Source organism: Staphylococcus sp. GDY8P54P, assembly GCF_017892645.1.
GTDB lineage: Bacteria > Bacillota > Bacilli > Staphylococcales > Staphylococcaceae > Staphylococcus > Staphylococcus ureilyticus.
The window spans coordinates 38,524-58,837 of record NZ_JAESLN010000010.1; the positions used below are offsets into that span (position 1 = coordinate 38,524).

A 20,314-nucleotide genomic window follows, 5' to 3' on the forward strand; every position below is an offset into this window, starting at 1 on the left:
CACTCCTTCAAGTTAATGCTACAAACATGCCATATACTGTGTCTCTTCCTGATGACGAACCTACTTTAAGCAGTCGCTCAATATTTGCCAGTGACGGCTCATGTTGTAACTCTGATATTTTCGAACTAAACAACCCTTGCTGTGCGCATTTTAAAAATGTTTCTCCTACTAGTGTTGTTAATGGTTCATCAAGTAGTTGTTTTAACTTTTCTAAATTTGGTTTTCTAATATAAGGATCAGTAAAATGAATGAACAACATACCAGTTAGAATGTCATCACCAGAGGGCGTGAGCCCTTTTCCTCTACCAATTAAGTAGCGATAATAATGTTCTACGGTTTCAACATCTTCATCTTTAAGCGCATGTATGATTCGGCTCATTGTTTGGCGGTCAAAGTCACCTTCTTCATACATCGTAAAATCATATGTCGATATATTCTGCTTGAGTTCATCATTATTTACCTTTTCAGCGAAGTCTTTAAATGGCAATGATGGGACATGCCACACAAGTTGGCACGTTTTACTAATATATATCGTGTTAGGACCTATAGAGATTTGTTGGTTTAAAGCAATCTCTTTTAACAAACTTTGTTTCGTTTGTTGATCTATTAATATGCCGAACGGAAACATGCCATTTTCATCTGTACCTATAAATACCAGTTCTTGCGCATCATTGACAATATTGAATCCTTTGTTAAATATACTATGCACATAAAAGGTTTGATGATTTGCCAATATTTCCTGGGCAATATTGCCTATAGCTGTTGCGTGGAAAATCACGCTTTAAAACCTAATTTCTCAGCATATGCCGTAATTGCTTTTTCGAAACATTCAATCGGTGGGTGAACGGTACCTGCTCCGATTTGACCATAACCTGCAATTTTATGAGCAATACCTGTATTAATAACTGGCGTAATACCAGTTTCAACGACTTTACGTGCATCAATACCTAAGCAAGCACCTTTAAAGTTCCATGTAGGGATGGCAAAGTTTGGATTCTCACCGATACAAATTTCAGTCATTTCATTACTGATATCTAATGCGTCATCAAAGCCCCCAGTACCAACGAATTTAGTTACAGCTGGTGCAGCGATCATTGCCATACCACCAACACCAATCGTTTCAGTAATCGCTGAGTCACCAATATCAGTATTAGCATCTTCAGCAGAGTAACCTGTGAAGAATAGCCCATGTGGTGTATTGACTGGTGCAGTAAACCATTCATCGCCCATACCAGCGATACGAATACCAAAGTTTTCACCGTTACGACACATCGCTGTTACAACTGTACCGTGCTCAATTGTACGTGCTGCATCCATCATAGCTTTACCTGTAGCCATCGCTATGTTCAAGAAGAATTGGTCTGTATCAGCTAAGAATTGTAATACCTCAGTACGTTTTTCTGCTTCAACATCATCTAATGATGAGATGATAGGCGTAACTTCTTTTAAGAAAGCTAATGAAGCTGCAATGTTACGTTGGTGGAATTCATCACCCATTGCAATTGCTTTAGCGATTAATACGTTCACATTTAAACCATCGTTCATTTTGTGTAATGCCTTACTTAATACCGGTCCTAAAACATCTTTCATCCAGTGAAGACGATTGACTACTGTATCATTATAAGCACCGAAACGTAATACTGCGCCGATACCTTCGTTCATTTGGCAATATGCTTCGTTACCTGTTTCTCTGTTTTCCACAACAAGTACAGGCATATTAGCTGATGTAATACCACCCATTGGACCAACTGCATTGACGTGGTGACAAGGGATGAAAGTGATTTGACCTTCTTCTAACAATTTACGTGCGTCTTGTTCATTGTCTGCCCATCCTTCAAAAAGAATTGCACCGACACAAGAACCTTGCATAGGATCAGTCATATTTTCATATTTAATTGGTGGACCAGCATGTAATAATACGTTTTCTTTGAGTTCAGGAATTTTAGATTTAGCTGGCACGACATCCACTAAAAATGGTGCTGCTGCAATCATCTTATCAATGACTGCTTGGTTAGCTTCATCTATTGTTTTATATGCCATTTTATACCGTCTCTCCTTCATAATTGTTTAAGAATTGCAGTACTTTCATTAATTTTTCGTCTCCTCCTGCAATTGGACGCCAGTTGAATTGAACGACTGGTGCATCGCTTGCTTGGATTGCTTCAGTAAAGCTCTTCAATCCAATGTTAATCACGCTTGGTTTCATGTTTATTAAATTCATCACTTTTTCATCGACAGTTAAATCTACAGGTTCTGAATCAAATGATTTCGTTGATAATTTTGGTTGTGCTACGCTGCTGCCAACTAAGTTAAGCGCAGTACGAACCATTTGGTCGTTTGTTTCACAAACAATCGCACCAGCTTCTTTTAAAGTTTTAACTTGATTATCATACCCTTGATGATCATGTTTCGTACCAACAACTGTAGCAAGCACTGCTAATGAACGACCATTAGCTTTAACTTTGTCTAAAATCGTTTTGATTGTCGGTGCAAGTTCGCTAGCCATATCATCATGACTACCATAACCAATAACATTATCTAACATAATTACAGCAGTTGATGGATCATCAGATGATGTTTCTAACATTTCAATGCGTTTCGATGGATCAATCATTGGATGTGGTCTACCTTGTGTATAAATGTCATCGCCTAAGTCGATAATTTCATGGTTTCCACCTTTATATGAGAATCCTTCTGGTGTTACTTCACCTGAAGCGTCGCCTAAAGTATCCTTCACTAACATTGCTGCTTCTGAAGCTAAAGTACCACCTGAATAATATCCTTTGATGCCGTCTTGATTGTCAGCAAATTTAATACCAAGATTTTCCTTAAAAGTTGGGTTAAATTGCGGCGTTTCATCATTAGATAGTTGGACAGATACGCGTGCCGCTTCTTCTAAAGTATATGCATGATAGATATTTTCTTCTGTGTAAGTTGGTTTAGAACCTAAGAATAAGGTAACCACAGGTTTTTCAATATTACGTAGAAGATTTAATACTTTTTCTTCGACTTCTTTAGCTGGTGGTTTAGATATAACAGTAATGACTTTAACTTTAGGATCGGCATTTAATGCTTTTATACTATCTAACATCGTAATCGCACCAACCTCAGTTGATAAGTCACGACCGCCAGTACCGATTGCATTTGTCACACCTTTGCCTTCACGGTCAATGATAGTAGTCACTTCTTGGATACCTGTACCAGAAGCACCGATAACGCCAATGTCACCTTCGTTCACTGTGTTAGTAAATGCAAGTGGTAGGCTATGGATTATCCCTGTACCACAGTCAGGCCCCATCACTAATAATCCTTTTTCATGCGCCATTTGTTTTAAGCGCACTTCGTCAGCTTTTGCAACGTTATCACTAAACATAAATACATTTAAATTGTTTTTCAAAGCATTTTCAGCTTCCATCGCTGCATATTGACCAGGAATTGAAATTAATGCCAAGTTTGGATTGTTTGCTAATTCTAAAGCACGGTTCCAGTTTGAAGCTTCGTCTTGCTTTTTAGACTTGTCATCCTCTTCACCTTTACCTTTGAGTTCTGCATCAACTTGTTCATTAACTTCATCAACTTTAGATTCATCATCAGTATCTACGATAACAACGATGTCATTAGGTTTCGCATTATCTAATGCTTCAGTGTCAAATCCTGATGATTTGAAAATATCCTTATTGGCAGGCGTGCCCATCATAATTGAAACTTGGTTCACACCATCAATAGCAGACAATTTATTCGATAACAACATTAATACAATCGAATCTTGGTACGTGTTTTCTTTAATTATTGTGTATAACATACTATTCCTCCGTTATTATTCTGCAAATCTATTTTTTCCATGATAACGATCAAAGTGTACATCCTCTGACACTAAGTAATCGTAAATTTCATCAACTATTTCAATGCCTTTTTCATCGTATTTTTCACTACGTAAGCGTCCACGTTCACCTGGATAGAATATTTCTCCATATCCTTCAGCAGCTGGTTGCGCTTTTAGTTCATCTAACATCGTTGAAATACGTGATTTAAATTGATCTAAGTCAGTAAAAAATGCAGGGTTAATGACGATGTGTAATTGTCCTAGGTCACGACCTTTAGTTAAGTCTTTGTACATAGATGAAACATGAACACCATGTGGCACACCTAACAGGCTTCCAGACAAGATATCTACCATCATCATCAAACCGTAACCTTTTGGACCTGCCACTGGAACTAGTGCATGAACATCTCTTGCATTTGTTGTTGGCTCGCCGTTAGCATCTACTGCCCAAGTATCTGGAATAGATTGATGTTTGGCTCTAGCATCGAGCACTTTGCCCCATGCTTGTACTGTTGTCGCCATATCAAATGTAATAATTCTCTCATCATTAGACGGCGCACTAAATGCAATTGGATTTGTACCAAAATAAGGTTCTGTACCACCAAACGGTACGACCATTGGATCAGATTGACACATACTTAAACCAACCATGTTTGCTTTAGATGCCATTTCCACAAAGTAACCTAAGGCACCACTATGAGAGATATGTTTCACACCAACAACTGCGACACCATTTTCTTTTGCCATTGCAATTGCTTTTTCCATCGCTTGTTTCGCAGCTTGATGTCCAGGGCCATTATCCCCTTCAAAAACACCTGTCGAAGGACCTGTTTGCTCAAATTGATACTCAGGGTTAGCAGTAATACCTCCCTTAGCAATACGTTCCGCATAATATTCCACTCTGACTGCACCATGAGAATGAATACCTCTATGGTCTGCAAAAGTCAAAACATCAGCGACATCCTTTGCAGCATCTTCATTTAATCCTGCTTTAACTAGTTTATTTTTCATTAAATCAAATAAATCATTTTTAGAAACACGCATATTACAACCTCCTTATTACTATTATTGTGTTATATTTCATTAAAATTTGTGTTTTCAAGCAGTAAAAAAAGAAGTTACTAAAGACGCACCATGCTAAATGTCATAAGTCACCATTTATTACATTAAATTATCTCGTTCACTTCTTTTTATTACTTCCTAATATATGTCATCAGATATTAAATAATCATAAATTTCTTGCGGAACTGGAATACCTCGCTCTGCATATTGTTTTTTAACTTCTTCTTGAATCTCACCTGGATAATACACTTGATCAAAACCTTTAGCAGGTTTAACGTCATGCAACTCATCTACCATGTCAGAAACCTGTGTTAAAAACTGTGTTTCATCACCAAAATATGCTGGATTAATTACGATATGAAATTGTCCTAATCTACGATATTGACTTAAATCTTCATACATTGAAGTGACATGCTTACCAAACGGTAAACCTAACAAGCTACCTGCTAATATGTCTACCATCATCATCAAACCGTAACCTTTTGGTCCGGCAACAGGTAATAACGCAGCTACTTCAAAAGGATCTGCAGTAGGTTCACCATGTTTGTCCACTGCCCATGTATTAGGTATTGATTTGTTTTTTGAGCGTGCATCTAATATTTTCCCCCACGCTTGTACCGTTGTTGCCATATCAAACAATATAGGATTACCACTTTTTCGTGGTGACGCAAAAGCGATTGGATTCGTACCAAAATAAGATTCTGTACCACCAAATGGTACGACCATTGGGTCAGATTGGCATACGGTTAATGCAACCATACCTTGTTTTGCAGCTTGTTCTGCAAAATAGCCAATGGCACCACTATGCCCCATCTCTTGAATACCTACCATGCCGATACCACTGGATTTTGCTAAATTGATCGCTTCTTCCATCGCTTGATATGCAACATAATGGCCAACAGCATTATCGCCGAAGTATGTGCCTGCTGAAGGACCCGTCTTCGTAAATTTCAAATCTGGTTCCAAATTAAAACCTTTTTTAGCAATTCGTTCTGCATAATACTGCATTCGAACTGAGCCATGTGAATGAATGCCTCGTTCGTCAGCAAATATCATCAGATCTGCTGTTTTTTCAGCTTGCGCGTCAGGTAAACCTGCGTGTGTTAATTTCTCTTTAAATAATTGGCGTAGTTTACCACGTTCGACGTATATTAATGCTCCCTCTTCCATGACTAACAACCTTCCTTAAATTTCTATATCTCTATTTGCATCCTTGGAATAGATGTAAGCGAATGGTTCGTCTAAACCAACAGCATAAGTTGCTTGTGGTGCATAAGCACCCATAAAGATATAATCACCTTTATCAACTGGTTGCCATTCGTTGTCTAAGTTGTACATACCACGTCCACTTAATACATAAGCCCCATGTTCTTGAACGTGTGTTTCAATATAACCATGTGAAGCACCTGGTTTAAATGACAAGATGTGAATATTCATATCATATGCTAATTCTTTTGGTAGCAAATCAAGAATTTTAACTTCTTCCATGCCTTCATATGGCTCTTGAACCATATCATTAACGTTTCCAGTTACAACTTCTGGCGTATAACCTTCTAAAGGTTGATAACGTTTTTTATATAAGAATACTCGGCTGTCATTATTTTGATTGCTATTTTCAAATGTCATTACTTGATGAGATGGTACATATAAATAACCACCTGCACTCAATTCATATTTTTTATCATCTGCATACGCGTTGATGTTTCCATATTCAACATAGATGAATGTTTGAACACCATTTCCACCAAATCCTTGTCTATTTCCACCTTGATTTTTCAATGTTACGAGGTAGTCTACGAAACGCGCACCAAGTCTTGGTGAACCTAAAATCGTTACGTCACAATCTTCAAAACCAGGTACAACATTATTTACTAAACCATCTGGTGTGATGACTGCATAGTTATCTTTTTTAATTACTGAACGTGTTTCTAATAAACCTTCTCTATATCCTTGATTATGATTAATATAACCCATAAATAAAATGCTCCTTTTCTTTATCTGTATTTAAAATCTTTTTTGCTTTTCTCTATAAAAAGTTTGTTGAACCATGTTTATTTATATAGCTCAATGATGTTGTTCTAGGTGTCTATGACTAAGTATTATTCTTTATAAGCAAGTTTATATAATACTTGTTTTAACACTTCGATACCTTTAACTAAATCTTCTACATTTGTCTCTTCTTCAACGTTGTGACTCACACCATTAATAGATGGTACAAACAACATTGATGTCGGCACATATTTAGCAAAAATTTGAGAATCGTGACCTGCACCAGAAGGCATTAATTTCCACTTTGATTCACCCACTACTGTTTCAGCAGCATTTTGAACTTCTTTAACCAAGCGTTCATCCATCAAAGTCGGTGCTTCATCCATCCATAAATCGATGTCGCATTGCACGCCTTCTTCTTCAGATACACGTTTAATACATGCATCAATTTCTTCTGCAAATTGATTTAACTCATCTTGATTAATATGACGACAATCAATAGAGAACGTAACTTCTCCTGGAACCACATTAACTGTATTCGGCACTGGGTCTACACGACCAAATGTAATGACTAATGGATCACCTATTTCTCGCGCACGATCTGTTAATTGATTAGCAATTTTGCTGAAAGCTACAACTGCGTCATTTCTCAAGCCCATCGGTGTCGTACCTGCATGGTTTGCTTCACCTTTTAAGTTAATCGTATAGCGTTTTTGACCAACGATGCCGTTAACGACACCAATTGATTTATTTTCCGTCTCTAATACTTTACCTTGTTCAATATGCACTTCGATAAATGATTTTATGTAACTATAATCATTATCTGCTGTTCGATAATCAAAGCCACATTCACGCATCGCTTCTTTAAAAGCAACACCTTCACCATCAGCAATTGAATCTACATCAGCTTTATCAGCTAAGTTGAAGAAGTTTTTACTTCCCCAGAAAGCAAATGGGAAACGACTACCTTCCTCTTCCGCTAAAGCTAAAATTTCTAATGAACGTAATGGTTGGCCATATTCGGCTTTAAGTGACTGCATCGCAACAACAGCAGCTAACACACCAAATTGACCATCTAAATGGCCACCTTCAACAACTGTGTCAATGTGAGAACCGGACATAATTGTTTCTTCAGGGTATTTACTACCTTCAATACGTCCTTTTAAGTTGCCGATGCTATCGAATTCTGTTTCAAATCCATCTTTTTCTAGTGTTTCTTTCAATGCTTGTACAGCATTTGACCATTCTTTAGAATAAAGTAGACGCGTGATGCCTCCACCAGTCAAACCGCCAAACGCAGTGAATTTTTTGTCTAGAGCCTCAAAAGAAGATCGGATGTCCATGTAATTCAACTCCTTTTTCATTTCACATACAATTATAAGCGTTTACATATGACTTATCATTCACAATTCTAACAATAATGTTCTTTACTTTTATTCGATTTATACAAATACGTCGTGTTTTTTATTTGAGATAATATATTTAGCAAAATATATCTAATAGGAGGCTAGGTCAATTTGACTCAACAAAAAGCTACTTGTCTATCAAAGGATGGTTTTCCATTACCTTATTCCATCATAGCAGCTAAAAGCCAAAGCCCTAAAGGCGTCATTATGTACTTTCATGGTGGCGGACTCATTTTTGGACAACCAAACGATTTACCGCAAGCGTATATAGATATTTTATCCGAATCCTATCACTTAATAATGGTTTCCTATCGACTTGCCCCAGAAAGTCATATTGATACGATTATTGAAGATGCACTGAGTAACTACGATTATTTAAAATCACTTTATCCTTCGTTACCACTGATTACCTTCGGACGTTCAGCCGGTGCATTTTTAGCTATGCTTGTCGCACGTCATCGTAAAGTTGATAGTATCATTGATTTCTATGGTTACTCGCGTGTACATGTGCCTGCCTTTTTGAAGCCAAATAAACAATATCAAGCGCTATCTACACAAATTACACCGAAAATATTAAATCAATTGATTCAATCTAAACCATTAACATCTGCGCCGTTGCAAACAAGATATCCAATTTACTTATATGTTCGTGGTCAAGCACGTTGGATGTCCTATTTAGGGATTCAATCATCTACACAAAGTACTTATAATATCACACCACAAGAAATGAAAAACTTCCCTCCTATGTTCATTGTACACTGTACAGGAGATTCTGATGTACCTTATAGTGAAAGTGAATATATAGCTAGATTAATTGAAACGAGTCACTTTGAACGTTTAGACCTAGACAGCCATGATTTTGATCGTGAAGTTAACTCAACGAGTAAAGCAGTATATGAACGAGTTATTCAATTTTTGAATCAAATTAAACTGAATATCGAAGGGGATAAATGATGAACTTACAAAATGTAATAGAAAATTTTCAAACATTTAATAATTTTGCTCGCAACCCCAAAAACGGGGGGATTAACCGCATTGCTTTTAGTCATCCAGAACGTGTCGCAGCCTTAAAATTTTCAATGTTATGTCAAAAGGCAGGTTTAGATGTTTACTTTGATTTCTTTGGTAATGTTATTGCACGCAGAGAAGGAAAGCATCCTTCTTTAAAACCAATTGTACTAGGCTCACATATCGATACTGTAAAGGATGGCGGCCAATATGACGGTCTATTAGGTGTGCTTGGTGCACTGGAAGTAGTCGAACATTTAAACGCGCATCATATAGAAACGGATCATCCAATTATAATTATTGCATTTGCTTGCGAAGAATCTACACGTTTCAACGAAGCAACTTTAGGAAGTAAATACCTTACTGGTAAAATGACAAAAGATGATATGAAATTTATCAAAGATAACGATGGCAACGTACTTTACGATATTGTTGCACCTTTAGCACAAGATATGAACGGTAAAGCAGCATTATTTGAAAGAAACAAAATCAAAGCATTTTTAGAATTACATATTGAACAAGGTCCAATTCTTGAAAATAATCAAAAAGATATTGGCATCGTCACACACATTGCTGCACCACACCGCTTCAAGTTACAAATAGCTGGTATTACTAGCCACTCAGGATCAACACCTATGCCGATGCGTACAGACGCATTGACTACTGCTGCTGAAGTCATTTTAAAAATCGAAGCCTTAGGTCAGGCTTATCATGATAAGGGGATAGTAACGACTGTGGGGTATGCCAACGTTTATCCTAATACAATGAATGCAATTCCTGGTGAAGTCACACTACTCATCGATATTCGAGGAAAAGATGAAGATATTCGAGAAAAAGTTGTCGAAGAGATGAAAACGCACATCGAAACCATTACCACAAAACGTCAAGCAGATTATGAATTAGAAGATTTAGGTCAGGATCAACCTCGACAATTTAATCAAGCGATTGCTAAGATTTCTGAAGACGGTTGTAAGGCACTAGCATATCAATATCGCTATATGTATAGTGGTGCCGGTCATGATGCGATGAATTTCGCACCCATTTGTCCTACAAGTATGATTTTTATTCCATGTAAAAGTGGCATTAGTCATTCGCCAAAAGAGTCTGTAACCGATAGCCAAATCGAAAAAGGTATTAATGTGATGATTGCAACAACGATCGAATTAGCAAAAGTTGACACAGTACTGGAAACTTAATGCATATTAGTCTTTTGACCTATCAATCGCAATATGATATACAATCTTTCAGCATAATCACACCAATCATGATCATGCATCATTTCATAAACACAGGGTTCTTGAAACCAACGCCTGTTGATATGTGTTTCACCATCTAACACAAGCAAACGTGTTATGATTATTTATAATAAGTGGAAATTTAATTCGTGTTATACCATAATAAATAGAAAAATCGTTAATAATATCAAAGAGATACTGCTTAAAACACATCAAGGTAAAGGTTGATTTATAATGACAAAAATATGTTTTATTAGACATGGAGAAACAGATTGGAATATTGCTGGTAAATTACAGGGCAGAACAGACATCCCATTGAATGAATCAGGCATAAAACAAGCGCAAGCTTGTGGCACTTCCTTACTTCAAAATGAATGGGACCTCATGATTACGAGCCCATTACTAAGAGCTAAAGAAACTGGACAAATTATTCAACAAAAGTTAAACATACCGCTTTATGAAAAGGAATCATTTATTGAAGTTGCATTTGGAGATGCAGAAGGCCTTACTTATTACGAACGAGATGCGCGTTTTCCGAATCGTGAATATCCAAACAAAGAAACTGAAGCAATGATTACCGAACGTTTTTTAAAGGGGATTCAGACCGTACATCAAGATCACACAAATAAAAATATTTTAATTATCTCTCATGGCGCCTTTATTAATGCTATATTCTATTATTTTTCTAATGGAGCAATCGGCACTGGTATTACTAGACTTGCTAATGGTAGTTTCAGTACATTAGAAATTAACGACAATAACACGCACATCCTAGACTATAATACGACACATCATTTACCAGTTCAGAGCCCGAAATCATAAATATCATCAACAATTAAAAGTACCATAACACTCATTCATGATGCATCGTACTAAAAGTTAAAGCCAATATTTCCTTTTAGTAATGACAAGTATGAGGTTTGGTACTTTTTATATTAATAAGGTTTATTTATAATTTTTAAAGAAATCTGTGGTTAACGATTTCACTTTGGGCGATAACATTATCACTGCGATAACGTTTGGAATCAATACGGCTGCAAGTGCCAAATCAAGCAAGTCCCACAATTGTTGTGCAGCACCTAACGCACCTACGATCATCGAAAGCACATATATTGTTTTCATCACCCAACCTGCCGTAAATCCAAATAAAAATTCTGCCATTCTTGATCCATAAAAAATAACTACTACAACGGTTGAAAATACGAAGAACATCATCGAAATAGATACCATCATACTTCCAAATTGACCAAAAGTATTTTCAAATGCTCTGGCAGTTAACGCTGCAGACTGTGCTTTCGCATCACTCGCTTTCCAAACACCTGAAACTAAAACAACAAAACCAGTGGTACTACAAATGATTAACGTGTCTACCACAATTTCACTGATACCCCAGAAAGCTTGTCGAACTGGGTGGTCCGTTTTTGCAGCTGCATGCGCAATTGACGATGTACCAAGACCAGCTTCATTAGAATAAATCCCTCTCGCAAAGCCCCAACGAATTGTAGTAGCTAATGCTGCACCAAATGTACCTCCTACAGCTGCCGTAGGATTAAATGCCTGTTCTATCACTAACCAAATAACATTAGGGACATGACTAATATTCATTAAAATGATTAAAAAGCCAAAAAAACAGTAAAGCCCAACCATGATTGGTACAATTTTTTCAGCAAACGAAGCAATACGTTTCACACCGCCAAAAACGACGAGTGCAGCAAGAACTGCTAATATAACACCAGAAACCGCCATAGGCACATTAAATGTATCCTTCATCGTGCTCGCTGCAGAATGACCTTGAACCATAATACTTGGAACAATTTCAATCATCAGCGCAAAGGCAAATATCAACGAAAAAATTGTGCCTAACTTCTTGTTTTTAAAGCCTTTTTTCATGTAATAAGTCGGACCGCCTACAAACTCACCTTTTTTATTTTGCTCACGATAGTGGACACCTAAGACATTCTCACTAAATTTTAAAGCCATGCCTAAAAAAGCGATAACCATCATCCAAAATACCGCACCAGGCCCACCCATCATTATCGCAGTAGGTACACCCACAATATTAGCTGCACCTACAGTTGAAGATAAGGCGGAAGTTAAAGCCTGACGTGGTGTAATTGTTCCTTCCCCTCTAGGTTTTTTATTAACACTCCCAAATGTTTGTTTGAGCATATAGAAAAAATGCCTAAATTGAATAAAATTTAAATAGACTGTCAAAAATACACTTGCAAACAAAAGCAGGAGTACAAGTGGATAACCCCATAACCAATCCGAAAAAGAAATTAATTTTTCCAAATATTACAACCCCTTTGCTTTAAAGCATCTCACCATATGTTGTGATCAAAGTAATATGACTTTAAGCTCCAATCACTTTAAAAGCGATATATGTAGATACTTAAAAATGTAATATGTAATATTATTCCCTAGAGTCGTTCACTCAAACCGAGTTCAGAGCTTGTGAAAACAAAAAAATAGTCCAGTTAATAAATGGATCAGTTTTTGTTTCTTTACAGTATTAACAAATTTTAAATCTTCAGCTCTACCCTAAATATCAATGGTCTGCTACATTTACTTCTATTTCTTTGAATCACTTGTCTCACTGATTTGATTGATATATTGTAATCATTTTGAGTGATGTTGGCAGTGGTTTATACCTACTCCTGTGGTAAGCACACTAGCGAAAGACTACAGCTAAGGTAGTGTCCCTAGAAAGCGCGCATAAAAAAACTGCCAACAAAGTCAGAGACTTTGTCGACAGTATGGACCAATCCATTTAGTAAACGGATTAATCCTTGTTGCGCTTGATTTTAATATTCCAACATCCTTAACTTCAAGCTTTTCAAGAAACTTTTAGATAAAACGTCCAATACGTTTGTCTGAAATACCTGCTTCATCACTATAAATTTCTTGTCCTCTTAAAATTGTACGTGTGACTTGAGCACCAATTTCACGACCGATATATGGACTCATTTTGTTACGATAAGCTAAATCTTCAGCTTGTAATGTATAAGGTGCGTCTGGTTTAATAAATACGAAGTCAGCATCTTTACCGATTGCAATACTACCTTTTGTGTCTAAACCAAAGCGTTTTGCTGGTGCTGTCGCAATAATGTCAGCAAATTTTGTTAATGGCATTTGACGTTTTTGAACACCTTCGTCGAATAAAATGTCTACGTTGTTTTGTAATCCAGCAATACCACCCCATGCTTCAAATGCATTGTCAGTATCTTTTAAGTCTGGCGTACAAGGTGAATGGTCAGATGTTACAAAACTAATATCACCGTTTAATACGCGGTTCCACATTCCCTCTAAACGAGATTGCTCACGGATTGGTGGAGAACATTTAACAACTGGTCCAATGTCATCTAATTCTTCTTTATAGAAGTACAAGTAGTGTGTACATGTCTCACAAGTAATGTCTACACCTTCTTGCTGTGCTTTGATGACTTCATCAACGCCTTCTTCACAAGCAACGTGTACAATGTGCACACGACAGCCCGTTTCCTTAGCAAATAAAATAATTTTACGAATTGGTTCAACTTCTGTAAATACCGGACGACTATCCACGTAAGCACTTAATGTCGTTTCACCATTTTCTTTTGCGATCTCACCTAATCGATCAGTGATTGCCGCATTTTCAGAATGAATTGATAAAATTTTGCCAGTCTTAGCAATTTGCTTCATACCTTCATATAATGAATAATCATCAACATTTTCAAAGTCACCCTCAATAGAACGGTCACCACATTTTGCTAAGAAAGCTTTATAAGCCACAACACCTGCTTCATCTAATTCTTGAATACCACCGTTTAAGTTATATGGTACTAAACCACCATAACTTGCAACATCCACTGATAATTCATCTTTTCCAGCATCAAATTTTGCTTGGATAGACGCTTTGTCAGTTGTAGCTGGAACTTGGTTTAATGGCATTTCCACAAATGAAGTCACGCCACCTTTAGCAGCAGCATTTGTCCCTGTAACATATCCTTCCCAACCATCACGATAGCCACCGCCTGGCTCAGTTATATGCACATGCGCATCCACCATACCAGGTGAAACAATTTGATTTTGTGCGTCAATAACTTGTTCAGCTTCTCCCAATGCTTGACCAATAGCGACAATTTTACCGTCTTTAACACCGACTTCAACTTGTTGCTCTCCGTCTTCTAAAATGACTAAACCATTCTTAATAATCAAATCATACTTCATTATAATCTGCTCCTCCTTTTTTTCTTCTTTCTGCATGGAATACATAATGTAAAATTAAGTAAACACCACCGGCAATGACAAAGCCTATAAACCAAGAAAAGTCTGATATCACTGTAAATGCTGGTAAAAATCCTAATAGTGAAATGATGACACCAGCAACCGTTCCGACGTATGCAGAAATATTAATACGTGGTATTTTATGCTCTTTTTCTTTCAAATCAAAATACAACTTATCTATATCAATGTGACATTTAGACACAATATAGAAATGAACAATCATAACACCTGCTACCGGACCAAGAATAGCACCTATCGCGTTTAGGAATAAGAAAATACTATCTTCCTCTTCCATCATCTTCCACGGCATAATGACTATACTTAATACCGAGGCAATAATTACGCCACGACGATAGTTAATCCATTTTGGTAAAAGTGCAGTGAGTTGATATGCTGCTGGGATGATATTACTCGTCGCATTTGTTGAAATCGTCGTCATCAATAGCACACCAGTAGATATCAGAATCGCCCAGAAGTTGCTCCATTCATTAATAATTGTTAGGATATTCCATTCTTGATGTCCAAGATAAATCGAGCCACCAATAATGATGAACACACTAGCAATCGCGAATAAAATGTGGGCAACTACAATACCTGAAATTTGACCAACCACTTGTGTTTTAGTAGATTTTGCATTTTGCGTAAAATCAGAAACACTTGCACCAGGTCCTGCCCACACACCTAATAGCGAGTTGATAATTAAAATAAAGGATAAAATCGCTGGGTAAATGATACCACTAGATTTTGTAGAAATTTCATAATCTAAAATATTTCCAACGCCACCAGCAGCCATAACGCCCCAGATAGCCATACCACCAAAGACAATATAAATAAGTGGATTTAATATAGCTGTGAATTTATTTAAAATATCTCCTCCACCAAATCCAATTGCAAAACTAATAGCCCAAAATATTAAAAATGCAATGAGACCTGGAACAGAAATACCAAGTATCGATATGCCTTGTCCAATATCCGCAAAACCAGGGAATATTTTATTTAATAGTATTAATAGTGCTTGTGACCCCGCAAACGTTTGTAGACCAAACCAAGCGATACCTGCGACAACGCCACGTAGGATACCGGGTAACTTCGCGCCTACATCACCATATGTATGACGTAAATGCATAGCAAATGGAATACCGTATTTAGAACCAGCATAACCATTACTAACTAATAATAAAGCGATTACAAAAGAACTTAATATTAATGCAAATATGACTTGTAATGGCGATAGTCCTAATAATAAGAATCCCCCAACTGCAGTATAGTTAGGTATATTATGGACAGCACCCATCCATAGTGTGAAAAAGTTAAATGCGGAGTTATTTCTTTGTGTCGGTGTCTTAGGCATTATATCTTTATTATAACCGCGCTTCTCGAAAACCGCTTGTGATAATGCCGCATTGTTCTCCTGTCTTCCCATTCTATTTTTATCTCCTTTACTTTAACAAGCTAATAACTAGTTGTATAATCTTCAGTTATAAGTGTAGTACGAGTGTAAGCGTTTTTCTTTGTTATTAATGACATTTCTAAACAATAAAATTATAGGAATCGAACAAAATAAGTGTATAATTAATGATATACATTAAATTTTTTGAACATTTTGAACAATCGTTATCACAAATTGACAAAAACCCTGTTTTTTAAGATAAATACAGACAAATAGAATTTATCATTATATATATTTTCATGCATTTTCATTACTAGTGATTGTGTAAATCAGAAGCGGAGGACATAATTATGACTACTCTAAACGAAATTTTATCCGTTCCCCAATTTAAAGGCTTAAAATTGTTAAATAGCAACGGAGATTTATCAGCAGAAGTGACAAATTTAGACATTACTGAAAATAATGATATTAAGCATTTTACTTCAAATAATTCTTTTATTTTAACAACCGGTGTCTTGTTTCAAGATAATCAAGATAACTTAAAAAAGTTAATTAAAGATTTAAATGATATACACACTGCTGGACTTGGAATCAAAGTTTCAAGGTTTTTACACGAAATCGAGCAAGATGTCATTGATTTTGCGGATGCTATCGAATTCCCATTAATTGAAATACCAGAAAGTTGGAACTTAGGTGAAATTACACACGAGATTTCTTCATTTATTTCAGACTCTGAAACTGGAAAGTTAAATTATGCATTACAAGTACAACAAGAATTAAACCAATTATTAATCAAAGGCTTCAGTATTGATACTATGATTGAGCGCATGAGCAAACTCTTAGGTGTACCTATCATTCTATTCGATCCTTTCAAAGCACCTGAAGCATACAGTCGTCATTATAGACAAGGTAACGCTTTAATGGCTGAACATACCAAGTATTTCATGAACCATTATCAAGATGCGCTAACATATGATAAAAATAACCTCGTCTTTGAAAATAAAGACCATGTAATTTTCAAAGTATTAGGTTACACATACTTTCCATACTATTTAATGGTTTCTCAAGTTAATAAGCTTTCCTACCCCTTTAGTTTATTAACACTCGAACAAGTAGTCAGCGTGTTAAGTTTCGCCTTATACAAAAACACCAAAATACAAGAAGCCGAGGAAAATGATATTAATCGATTTTTCGAATCGTTAGTCAATAATCAAAACGATCAAACCCTTTCGATCAAAAAGCATGCTGATTTATTAAGACAATATTATATTTATCCCTCTGACTATTATCAAATTATCATTTGCGGCATTGACACCAAAAATAATCTAGAAAATAGTTACTACTTAAATGAGCGGCACCATCTCACATTCCTTTGGTTAAAGCATAAATTAACTGATATTGATTCTTATATCAGCGTTTATAAATTACCGAGTAACGATCGTTTTGCGATATTAATCCAAAATCGACATGAATATTACTTTGAATACCTAAAAAAAATACAACAAAGTTATAGTGAGTACTTTGATGATACGATTTCATTTGGTATCGGAAATGAAGTAACAGAATTCACACAGTTACCTTCTTCCTTTTTTGAAGCAAATGAGGCCTTTGAAAATGAACTGCTAAATCATGCAAAAACTTTTATCTCACAATATCATTCCAAAGATATTCAGGAGCTATTACAACTTATCCCTCAAGAAAAGCTATTACCTTTCGTAAAACATACTTTGGGCCCACTGAGTTATCCAAAACAAAAAATAGATTTAGAATTAAAACAAACTTTAAAAGTGTACATGGATAATCAATGCGATATAACAAAAACGGCAGATAAAATATTTATACACAGAAATACTGTAAAATATAGAATCAATAAATGCAGTAATATGATTGGTACAAATATTGAAGACCCTGTTCATTCCTTAAACATACGTATCGCTTTATATGTATCTGAAATGATTCGTTTCGATTAATCGCTCCATCTATTTAAAAAAGCTACGCTGTTTGCGCAATCATGCAAACAACGTAGCTTTTTCCATTAATAAAACAACAGTGATCTATGTTACCTCTAAAACAAGCGATTCCAACCTATATTATCTATGCATTCATTTTCTCTAAAAATTCTTTGCAAAAAATATTAATTTTTTTAAACCGAATGGTTTGCTTTGCTAACTTAAAATAATTAAAATTTATCGATGGGATGTTATAAAAAGGAGATGCATTTATAATGTCGGAGAATGTTATATCTAATAAAAAAAGAAATACGATTATATTAGTTATGCTAAGTAGTGCTTTTGTAGCGATGCTAAATCAAACATTGCTCAACACCGCACTACCAGCAATTATTACGGGATTAGAAATAACTGACACAACTGCTCAATGGTTGATTACAGGCTTTATGTTAGTGAATGGTATCATGATTCCACTAACAGCCTTTCTTATGGATCGATTTCACACAAGACCGCTCTATATTTTTTCTATGAGTGCGTTCTTAATTGGTTCAATCATTGCAGCACTTTCACCTACATTTGGCTTACTCATGTTTGCACGTGTAATTCAAGCGATTGGTGCAGGGATACTTTTACCGCTTATGCAATTCACTGTATTTACACTGTTCCCTTCTGAGAAACGTGGATTTGCAATGGGACTTACCGGTATAGTAGCACAATCAGCCCCAGCAATCGGACCAACCTTAACCGGATTTTTAATTGATACATTTAGCTGGAGAGCACCATTTATTGTGGTAGCTTTTATTGCGATTATCGCATTTATTGTAGGCGCAATATTTGTAGAAAGTAATAACGAAACCAAACATACACAATTAGACAAAACTTCTGTTATATATTCAACATTAGGTTTTGGTTTAATGCTTTACGGCTTTAGCAGCGCAGGCAACTTAGGTTTCACATCACCAATCGTTATTATTTCACTTATTGTGGGAATCTTGATTGTTACCATTTTCGTAACAAGACAAATTAGAATCGATAATCCACTATTAAATATGCGCGTATTTACAAATCGTACATTTTCACTATCTGCATTTGCGTCTATGGTATTATTTATCGGAATTGTAGGCCCAGCATTATTGATTCCAATTTATGTCCAATCAGGCTTAGGTCTATCTGCAATTCTGTCAGGTCTTGTTATCTTACCAGGTGCAGTAGTCAACGCATTTATGTCCGTCTATACAGGGAAAATATATGACAAATATGGCTTGAAAGTATTGGCGATTCCTGGATTTGTCCTTTTAATTTTTATGACAATACTACATTGTTTCTTAACTTCAGACACACCTTATTGGTATATTGTCGTCATTTACGCTATAAGAATGTTTGCTGTAGCATTGATTATAATGCCACTGAATACAATTGGTATTAACGCATTAGAAAGTAAAAATATTTCACACGGTACTGCGATTATTAATTCTTTAAGAATTATTGCAGGTGCGATTGGTACTGCCATTATGATTACAATTATGGCAATTGTTCGTACAAACTATGTTCCAAGTAAGCATCAGTCCAAAGCAGATATTGCACAACAAGCGACTGTACAAGGTGTCGACGCAGCATTTGCATTCACTACGCTATTATTAATTATTGGTTTTATATTAACACTACTGATAAAAACAAAAAATAAAGCGGATAATACGCGTGAAGTATAATATTAAATCTATTTAAGTGAAAGTAGCAACGCTTCAACAACTTGAACGGTGTAAAAAACATACTAAGATTAGCTATGAAGAAATCTATGACGATAGATTTTTTCATAGCTATTTTATTATTCAATATTTCGTATTGTTGACTCACTTTCTTAGGGGACAACTTCAGCTTGTAGTCTTCAACTTGTCCTGCTCCCTCAAGAGTCTCGTCAAAATACAACGTATTTATATGTAATTTCTCATTGAAGTACTTAAAAAAGGCTCTATTTCAACTCAAAATGATGTTAAAAATTATTCTACATGCATACACCCAAAAATTAATTTTTATGCTGCTGTTTGTGGCTATTACCATTCTTTTATAAAATTGGCTTCAAATGATGTATTAATGCTAAGCAATCTTGCAAGAGTCATTAATATTTTATTGGTAGTAAAAAAATAGGTGCAAATCCGAGTCATAACTAACAAGTTGACTTTGAATTA

General features: G+C 35.9%; 15 protein-coding genes. 5 read left to right on the forward strand and 10 right to left on the reverse strand.

The window, feature by feature from the left end:
* Positions 1 to 7 precede the first annotated feature (7 nt).
* The 7 genes from KA883_RS05965 to allC form a co-directional block, all read right to left on the reverse strand.
* Positions 8 to 778, reverse strand: coding sequence for an oxamate carbamoyltransferase subunit AllH family protein (locus tag KA883_RS05965; RefSeq protein WP_046207015.1), 771 nt, complete (start codon positions 776 to 778; stop codon positions 8 to 10).
* A complete protein-coding gene (locus tag KA883_RS05970; RefSeq protein ID WP_046207016.1) occupies positions 775 to 2,040 on the reverse strand; it encodes a YlbE family protein in 1,266 nt (421 codons plus the stop codon). Before KA883_RS05970 ends, KA883_RS05965 begins: the two co-directional genes overlap by 4 nt.
* Before the next feature lies 1 nt (position 2,041).
* A complete protein-coding gene (locus KA883_RS05975; RefSeq protein WP_046207017.1) occupies positions 2,042 to 3,802 on the reverse strand; it encodes an acyl-CoA synthetase FdrA in 1,761 nt (586 codons plus the stop codon).
* A 15-nt stretch (positions 3,803 to 3,817) separates the two neighbouring features.
* Entirely contained in the window at positions 3,818 to 4,867 is a 1,050-nt protein-coding gene (allD, locus tag KA883_RS05980) for an ureidoglycolate dehydrogenase (RefSeq protein WP_046207018.1), read from the reverse strand.
* A gap of 156 nt (positions 4,868 to 5,023) precedes the next feature.
* Entirely contained in the window at positions 5,024 to 6,055 is a 1,032-nt protein-coding gene (allD, locus tag KA883_RS05985) for an ureidoglycolate dehydrogenase (protein WP_046207019.1), read from the reverse strand.
* Between the two features lie 15 nt (positions 6,056 to 6,070).
* Positions 6,071 to 6,859 carry a (S)-ureidoglycine aminohydrolase gene (allE, locus tag KA883_RS05990; RefSeq protein WP_046207020.1) on the reverse strand — a complete coding sequence of 263 codons (789 nt, stop codon included), beginning with the start codon at positions 6,857 to 6,859 and terminating at the stop codon, positions 6,071 to 6,073.
* A gap of 125 nt (positions 6,860 to 6,984) precedes the next feature.
* Positions 6,985 to 8,217 carry an allantoate deiminase gene (gene allC, locus KA883_RS05995; protein ID WP_046207021.1) on the reverse strand — a complete coding sequence of 411 codons (1,233 nt, stop codon included), beginning with the start codon at positions 8,215 to 8,217 and terminating at the stop codon, positions 6,985 to 6,987.
* A 174-nt stretch (positions 8,218 to 8,391) separates the two neighbouring features.
* Here allC and KA883_RS06000 point away from each other — a divergent pair, with 174 nt between their 5' ends.
* From KA883_RS06000 to KA883_RS06010, 3 genes are all read left to right on the forward strand, one after another.
* Complete coding sequence (locus KA883_RS06000) at positions 8,392 to 9,234, forward strand: alpha/beta hydrolase (RefSeq protein ID WP_046207022.1); 843 nt, start codon at positions 8,392 to 8,394, stop codon at positions 9,232 to 9,234.
* A complete protein-coding gene (locus KA883_RS06005; RefSeq protein ID WP_046207023.1) occupies positions 9,234 to 10,484 on the forward strand; it encodes a M20 family metallo-hydrolase in 1,251 nt (416 codons plus the stop codon). Before KA883_RS06000 ends, KA883_RS06005 begins: the two co-directional genes overlap by 1 nt.
* Before the next feature lie 273 nt (positions 10,485 to 10,757).
* Entirely contained in the window at positions 10,758 to 11,345 is a 588-nt protein-coding gene (locus tag KA883_RS06010; protein ID WP_046207024.1) for a histidine phosphatase family protein, read from the forward strand.
* Between the two features lie 123 nt (positions 11,346 to 11,468).
* On the opposite strand, the gene KA883_RS06015 is transcribed toward KA883_RS06010, so the two are convergent.
* The 3 genes from KA883_RS06015 to allW form a co-directional block, all read right to left on the reverse strand.
* Entirely contained in the window at positions 11,469 to 12,815 is a 1,347-nt protein-coding gene (locus tag KA883_RS06015; protein ID WP_210139908.1) for an alanine/glycine:cation symporter family protein, read from the reverse strand.
* A gap of 555 nt (positions 12,816 to 13,370) precedes the next feature.
* On the reverse strand, positions 13,371 to 14,732 hold the full coding sequence (gene allB, locus KA883_RS06020) for an allantoinase AllB (protein WP_245337594.1): 1,362 nt from the start codon (positions 14,730 to 14,732) through the stop codon (positions 13,371 to 13,373).
* Positions 14,722 to 16,212, reverse strand: a complete 1,491-nt coding sequence (gene allW, locus KA883_RS06025; protein WP_046207027.1) for an allantoin permease — start codon at positions 16,210 to 16,212, stop codon at positions 14,722 to 14,724. The genes allB and allW overlap by 11 nt, the downstream gene beginning before the upstream one ends.
* A 317-nt stretch (positions 16,213 to 16,529) precedes the next feature.
* Here allW and KA883_RS06030 point away from each other — a divergent pair, with 317 nt between their 5' ends.
* On the forward strand, positions 16,530 to 18,149 hold the full coding sequence (locus KA883_RS06030) for a PucR family transcriptional regulator (RefSeq protein ID WP_210139910.1): 1,620 nt from the start codon (positions 16,530 to 16,532) through the stop codon (positions 18,147 to 18,149).
* A gap of 254 nt (positions 18,150 to 18,403) precedes the next feature.
* Positions 18,404 to 19,837, forward strand: coding sequence for an MDR family MFS transporter (locus KA883_RS06035; RefSeq protein ID WP_046207029.1), 1,434 nt, complete (start codon positions 18,404 to 18,406; stop codon positions 19,835 to 19,837).
* Positions 19,838 to 20,314 lie beyond the last annotated feature (477 nt).

Bases quoted from the DNA above. Each gene is read 5' to 3' on its own strand.
- KA883_RS05970 (WP_046207016.1), bottom strand. From the start codon at position 2,040: ATGGCATATAAAACAATAGATGAAGCTAACCAAGCAGTCATTGATAAG.
- KA883_RS05975 (WP_046207017.1), bottom strand. From the start codon at position 3,802: ATGTTATACACAATAATTAAAGAAAACACGTACCAAGATTCGATTGTA.
- allD (WP_046207018.1), bottom strand. From the start codon at position 4,867: ATGCGTGTTTCTAAAAATGATTTATTTGATTTAATGAAAAATAAACTA.
- allD (WP_046207019.1), bottom strand. From the start codon at position 6,055: ATGGAAGAGGGAGCATTAATATACGTCGAACGTGGTAAACTACGCCAA.
- allE (WP_046207020.1), bottom strand. From the start codon at position 6,859: ATGGGTTATATTAATCATAATCAAGGATATAGAGAAGGTTTATTAGAA.
- allC (WP_046207021.1), bottom strand. From the start codon at position 8,217: ATGGACATCCGATCTTCTTTTGAGGCTCTAGACAAAAAATTCACTGCG.
- KA883_RS06005 (WP_046207023.1), top strand. From the start codon at position 9,234: ATGAACTTACAAAATGTAATAGAAAATTTTCAAACATTTAATAATTTT.
- KA883_RS06010 (WP_046207024.1), top strand. From the start codon at position 10,758: ATGACAAAAATATGTTTTATTAGACATGGAGAAACAGATTGGAATATT.
- allB (WP_245337594.1), bottom strand. From the start codon at position 14,732: ATGAAGTATGATTTGATTATTAAGAATGGTTTAGTCATTTTAGAAGAC.
- allW (WP_046207027.1), bottom strand. From the start codon at position 16,212: ATGGGAAGACAGGAGAACAATGCGGCATTATCACAAGCGGTTTTCGAG.
- KA883_RS06030 (WP_210139910.1), top strand. From the start codon at position 16,530: ATGACTACTCTAAACGAAATTTTATCCGTTCCCCAATTTAAAGGCTTA.
- KA883_RS06035 (WP_046207029.1), top strand. From the start codon at position 18,404: ATGTCGGAGAATGTTATATCTAATAAAAAAAGAAATACGATTATATTA.